At 38.0% G+C, this 5,949-nt stretch carries 7 protein-coding genes; 3 read left to right on the top strand and 4 right to left on the bottom strand.

What is annotated here, in order from left to right:
- A partial coding sequence (spx, locus tag IV84_RS09315; protein ID WP_420865362.1) for a transcriptional regulator Spx occupies positions 1-426 on the top strand: 426 nt, incomplete at its 5' end.
- Between the two features lie 93 nt (positions 427-519).
- On the opposite strand, the gene IV84_RS09310 is transcribed toward spx, so the two are convergent.
- The 3 genes from IV84_RS09310 to IV84_RS09300 form a co-directional block, all read right to left on the bottom strand.
- Entirely contained in the window at positions 520-1,464 is a 945-nt protein-coding gene (locus IV84_RS09310; protein ID WP_046872435.1) for an alpha/beta hydrolase, read from the bottom strand.
- A 30-nt stretch (positions 1,465-1,494) separates the two neighbouring features.
- Positions 1,495-2,286, bottom strand: coding sequence for a tyrosine-protein phosphatase (locus tag IV84_RS09305; RefSeq protein ID WP_046872434.1), 792 nt, complete (start codon positions 2,284-2,286; stop codon positions 1,495-1,497).
- Between the two features lie 85 nt (positions 2,287-2,371).
- The gene (locus IV84_RS09300; RefSeq protein WP_046872433.1) at positions 2,372-3,028 is read right to left on the bottom strand and encodes a YczE/YyaS/YitT family protein; all 657 of its coding nucleotides are present in this window, start codon (positions 3,026-3,028) and stop codon (positions 2,372-2,374) included.
- 336 nt (positions 3,029-3,364) lie between these two features.
- On the opposite strand from IV84_RS09300, the gene IV84_RS09295 reads away from it, so the two are divergent.
- On the top strand, positions 3,365-4,225 hold the full coding sequence (locus IV84_RS09295; RefSeq protein ID WP_046872432.1) for an aldo/keto reductase: 861 nt from the start codon (positions 3,365-3,367) through the stop codon (positions 4,223-4,225).
- Between the two features lie 62 nt (positions 4,226-4,287).
- Here IV84_RS09295 and nrdI read toward each other — a convergent pair whose 3' ends face one another.
- Positions 4,288-4,767, bottom strand: coding sequence for a class Ib ribonucleoside-diphosphate reductase assembly flavoprotein NrdI (nrdI, locus tag IV84_RS09290; RefSeq protein WP_056986515.1), 480 nt, complete (start codon positions 4,765-4,767; stop codon positions 4,288-4,290).
- A gap of 165 nt (positions 4,768-4,932) precedes the next feature.
- Between nrdI and IV84_RS09285 the strand changes: the two genes are divergently transcribed.
- Complete coding sequence (locus IV84_RS09285) at positions 4,933-5,745, top strand: Cof-type HAD-IIB family hydrolase (RefSeq protein WP_046872430.1); 813 nt, start codon at positions 4,933-4,935, stop codon at positions 5,743-5,745.
- Positions 5,746-5,949: the final 204 nt, after the last annotated feature.

Here is a 5,949-nt window from a genome sequence, read left to right as displayed (position 1 = left end):
TCTCCACCAATACGATTTGACAGAGACCCAGTTTTATGGGGACCAAGTTGTGGTTCAGCACGACGCGCATGTCACTGGTTAGATACTCAAGAGTTGACTTATGATAAAGTTAACGTTGTTTCAACGGCGATTACCTTGGACACCTTAAAAAAGGTTTTATCACTCACTGAGTATGGTGCCGAAGAAATCATTTCTGAGAGATCAAAGATTTTTAAAAAATTTGGTCGCGAGTATATTGATTCATTGACGATTAGTGAGCTGCATAGATTGTTAGTAAATTATCCTAGTCTAATTAAAAAACCAATTATTTTTACACATAATAAATTACAAGTTGGATTTAATGAAGATGAAATTCGGAGTTTTATTCCAAGAGAAACCCGCCGCGTTTCGTTTGCACAGATGTTAAATATTTTGCATGATGCTTAGATATTTTGAATAAGAAAATAAAGGCTTCCCAGAAACTGGTTTAATCCAGTTTCTGGGAAGCTTTTGTGTGACACCAATAAAATTTGCTATGGTTTACTTTGAATATTTATCAATAAACTGTTGAATTTTGGTTTGGTAGGCTTGGGGATTTATCCAGAAGCTTTCAGCATGGGAAGCATTTGGAACAATCCAAATTTCTTTAGGATCAGGGCAAGCCTCGAAACTTTCGTCGACCATGTAGGTGGGAACGTAAATATCTTTTTCACCATGGATAAATAAAAATGGTCTGGTATTTTTACGTAACTGCCGTATAGATGAAACATCGTCAATGGAAAAGCCCATCCGATGATGATTAATTGCATTAATCAGAGGAACAAAAATTTTGCTCGGTAAATTAAATTGTTCTTTTAATAGATAAGAAAGTTCATCTCGTAAACTTGAATAACCACAATCAGAGATCATAAGCTTGACTTGAGGTGGTAAATTTTCACCACTAGTCATTTGAATTGTTGCGCCACCCATGCTGACGCCAAACATAATAATTTGTGAATCCGCGCCAATTCGACTAACTACAGAGTTGGCCCAATCGACAAAGTCTAGGCGGTCGATCCAACCGAAATTAATATAGTCGCCGGAACTCCTGCCATGGGCACGATCATCAGGCAACAGAACGTTGTATCCCATGTCATAAAACATTTTGGCGTAATTAGACATGGTCTCACCGTTGCCTTTATATCCGTGAGCAATGATGACCGTTTTTTTTGAATCCAGTTTGGCGGCTGGAATAAACGTAGCTTCTACGCGATTTTCCAAATCATCAGCATGTAGCGTCCAGTGATGAGTGGGAATGTTATGAAACCAATTGACATAATTATAGTATTCATCGGCATATTTTTGTTTATCGGCCGAAGTTTCGGGGACGTAATCCACTCGGCGAAACGCATAATCGTATAGCCTGGCACTAGCTGCGGTAATTCCAGTAATTCCTAATGCTAAAGGTGCAACAAGCCCGAAGCCGATTAAATTTTTTCTCTTCATCAAATCACCATCCTTAATTAGTTTTAAACATTATTCTAGATAAATATGACGTAAATCCTGAATATCAGAGTCTGAGAGGTGTAAGTATTCATGAAGGTATGCGGCCATATCACCAGATGTTTTTTCAATTTGATCCATTGCAGTGTTATAAAATGAAATTTGAACACTTTGCAGGTCGCGCATACTTTGAATAAACGCCGATGAGGCACCCTGGAGCTTTAAAGTTTTTGTGAGCATTATTTGTTGTTGCTGGATGACCTTGTTTGTTAAAAGATAATCAGCTTTAATTGTGTCTTCATTTACACCTAATGCGTTTAAAAAGAAGACTGCTCCCATCCCGGTTCGGTCTTTTCCTGCAGTACAGTGGAATAATAAGGTACTTTTTTCACCATCATTTTCGAGAAGAACATCGAAAAAACTTCGATAGGCCTTTTGTGAATGCGGGTTCGTGATGATATCTTTGTAAGCATGTTGCATTTGGAGACGGCCAGTTGTAGGATCAGTATCCATTTTTCGTTGCAAACGTTCTGTTTGCTTGGAGTTTTGCGTTTCATCCGTGGAAAAAACGGGAATGAATAAATATTTTGCCTGGTCAGGGATCCGATCTGGTGAGGTTGCTTTTTCCTCTGGAGAACGGAAATCTACATCATATTTTAGACCGTAGTCGTTTAAATAAGCGATATCTGCATCTGTTAAATCTGCTAGCTTTCCAGAACGAATAATTTTATGCCATTTAATTGTTTTGCCAGCAATTGTTTCGTAGCCACCAAGTTCTCTAAAGTTGCCACCCTTTTGTAACTGCAGTATCCGCGATCTCACCATGATAAATCCTCCCGTATCTTTATTTAACGTATAACCTATATAAAAAATGATAGCACAGTCCAGTTTTTCTTCCTATTAAATTTACTTAAACATTTAAATGATGTTTAAGCGTTGTAAAAACATGTTGGTCGGCCCACCCTGTAACAGCCCCTTGTAAAATAAATGCTAACACTGTTCCGAGACCGACAGCGTGAATTTGATGAGTCATTATAAATGTCAGTAAAATGATTGAAATGGCAGGGATGTAGCTGATCCACTGGGCTTTAGCTGCCCGGCCGTGCATAAATCTAAAGCGCACAATGTATGTAAGGTCATCATTGGGATGTAAAACAATATTTGCCCGTTGATAGATTGATACAGCGATCCCGATGCCTACGATGCCGAGAGCGTCGGCTAAAATACGAATCCATAAGGGAAGAGTTAAGAACCCATGCGCATCCAAATTAGTGCTAATTGTTCCCACTAAATAGGAAAAGGGGATCATAAACACTAAATTGCCGAGCATTCGGTGCCAATCAAAATGTTGGAGTAACAAAGCATTGGCCAAGATTACAGCGAGTCCCTCCACAAATAAAACATTTGATAAGGGGAAATTCAGCCAACTACTTAAATTAACAGATGAGGCTGTCCAAAGTGCACTACCACAGTGGCTAGCGACAGTTAAGGCATTTGAAAATGAATTTAAAATGATGGAAATAACAAAGAAAAAGAGTCGTTTCTTAAAATCTGCGTGTTTATCCACAATGGGACTTCCTTTTTTAAATCAGATAAAGGTTGAAATTATAAAATCGCACCCCATTCCAGGCCAAGTGAGCCGTAGAACGGTAATTAACCTAATTTTGGTGAACTAAATCGTTTAATATCAGTAACTGAAGTCATTTTCGTGCTTTCAACCTTTAGGAATCAGTATGTATAATTATTATCCTACGATATCCGTTAATTAGAGCGGTTTAAACTGTTAACTATTTTTGTAAGGCACTTCGTTTATCATAGAATATTTTTCAGAAAGATGCCAAATATTTTTAACGCTTACAAATTTGCTCTATAATAAAACTATTACTTGACAGGAGGGTATATTTTGGCAAAATTAACAAAGTTAACAGATACTTATGAATTAAATAATGGAACAAAGATTCCCATTGTGGGTTTTGGAACTTGGCAAACGCCAGATGGTGATGTTGCGGAGAAGTCAGTTGAAGAGGCTTTAGCAGCTGGTTATCGTCATATTGATACTGCCTTTGCTTACGGAAACGAACAAAGTGTTGGCAAAGGAATTAAGGACAGTGGTGTTGCTCGGGATCAGCTTTGGGTAACTTCTAAACTAGATGGTAAGGATCACGGCTATGAAAATACAAAGAGGGCCGTTGATAAATCTTTGACTAATTTAGGATTAGATTATCTTGATATGTTCTTGATCCATTGGCCAAATCCAATTGCTTATCGGGATACATGGGAACAAACAAATGCTGATACTTGGCGCGCAATGGAAGAAGCGCAAAAAGCTGGCAAAATTCGTGCAATCGGTGTTTCAAATTTCCGTCCTAAGCATTTAGATGCCCTATTAAAAACAGCTACAGTTGTTCCTCAGGTTAACCAAATTTTCCTTAACCCAAGTGATTTACAGCCAGAAGTTGTGAAGTATGATGATGATCATAATATTTTGTCTGAGGCATATAGTCCACTAGGTACTGGAAAGATCTTTGGCGTTTCTGAATTAAAGACAATGAGTGAAAAGTATCATAAGACAGTTGCTCAAGTCGTTTTGCGTTGGTCTTTACAACATGGATTCTTACCATTACCAAAGTCTGTGCATAATGAACGGATCATTGAAAATACAAAGTTATTTGATTTTGAAATTGATGATGCCGACATGAAGAAGATTGATGGTTTACGTGGACTTGCAGGTTTAGCTACAGATCCAGACACGATTACTTGGTAATATAAATACGAAATAATGCCTGATTCATTTTTTGAATCAGGCATTATTTGTATTATTTTTAATTAAACTTCTTCAGGAGCTTTTTTCAAGACGTTGTTTTTCTTCAAAGTTTCGTATATTCGTTTGCAATCAGTGGAGTTACCACGTAATTCGTAGTTATCTAAATAATCAAATCCATAATCGCGGGCGTAGCGTTTGGCAGTTAAACAATATTGTAAACCGAAATTTCGATTACCGCTTCCAATGACACCAAGGCATAACTTACGGTTGTTCTTATAAGCGATATATTCGCCTAAAACATTCGTCATAAGTTCTTTGACGCCGTTATCGACGCCATTGCCACCGTCAAGATAAGTCGGTACAAAGGCAAAATACGGATGGCGTCCGGTCTCAAAATCTGTTTCTTCGGAGATTTCTTTTAAAGTGATAAGGGGATTAGTAGCATCCTTAGAATGTTGTTCCTTGGCATAGTCTTGAAGATCCTGCGTAAAAGAGCGTGTATTTCCAGCAATAGAAATGTATAAAATATTAATAATTGACATAATGGGACCCCCTTGAATACGATTATTTTTATTGGAGAACTTTAATGACATTGTACCACTTAAATTTTTATGAAAATAGTTTTCTTAAAATTATGAAACCGTTTTAATAAAGTAGTAAACTAAACCTATAGCGCATTAAATTGAAAAAGAATTGAGGTCATTATTTTGGAACCCTATATTATATTTATGGACATTGACGGGACGTTAATTTCACACAATCAAAACGTTTCCTTGATGACCAAAAAAGTAATTGAACAGTTGCAACAAAAAGGATTTATTTTTTATATTGCTACCGGGCGGATGTTGTCCTTGGCACAGGTGATTCAAAAGCGAATTAATCCCAAAGTCGAAATAATTGCCTCAAATGGTTCCGTTTATCAAAAAGGACATCATTTACATCAGGATCATTTGGGCTGGAAGGCGATTAGTACTGTTTATGATGTCACAATGGAATTAGGATTGTCGACTAACTTTTTTAGTACGGATCGAACGTTCTACACAAAAAATAAGCCGTGGGATTTAAGTCGGCTAGCCAGAATGCGGGTTATGCAGGATGGGGCCGGTAAGTTTGAGGATGTGCATGATCGTGATCATTTGAATGAAGTAAGTGACCAAATTATTAATGGTATTGTGATTGCTCAGGGTCAATTGGATAAATTAGCCATTGCTCGGAAAAAGTTATTGGAAGCAGATGTGTTGAATGTTTCGTCTTCAAGCTCGGATAATATTGAGTTGATTCCAAAACGAATTGACAAGGCCAGCGCGGTAAGAGCAATTACAAACCAGTATGGCATTCCGGTGGACCATACGATTGCGTTTGGAAATGATAAAAATGATTTAGGTATGTTGAAGGCTGTGGGGACGGGCGTTGCGATGGGCAATAGTGCGGATGAGATAAAGACCCAGGCGGATGTAGTGACAGAAACAAGTGAAGATGATGGATTGCCCAAGTATTTGAAGAGAAGGTTCTTAGATTAGTGGGCGAGACAAAGCGTTAAAAGTCAAAATATAACTGTCCTGGAGCGGGATCGCATCCCGCGGGAAGGATAGTTATATTTTGACTTTTGCTTTGTCGAGCCGTCCTCAAAAAAGCAGAAAAGAGATGGGCCCACAAGTAAACGGAATCGCAATCCCGCGGGAAGGATAGTTATATTGGGTCTACACTTTCTGGTATTGGTGAAT

It is taken from the genome of Pediococcus damnosus (assembly GCF_001437255.1).
GTDB classification, from domain to species: Bacteria; Bacillota; Bacilli; order Lactobacillales; family Lactobacillaceae; genus Pediococcus; species Pediococcus damnosus.
This window is presented reverse-complemented; position numbering and strand designations above follow the sequence as displayed.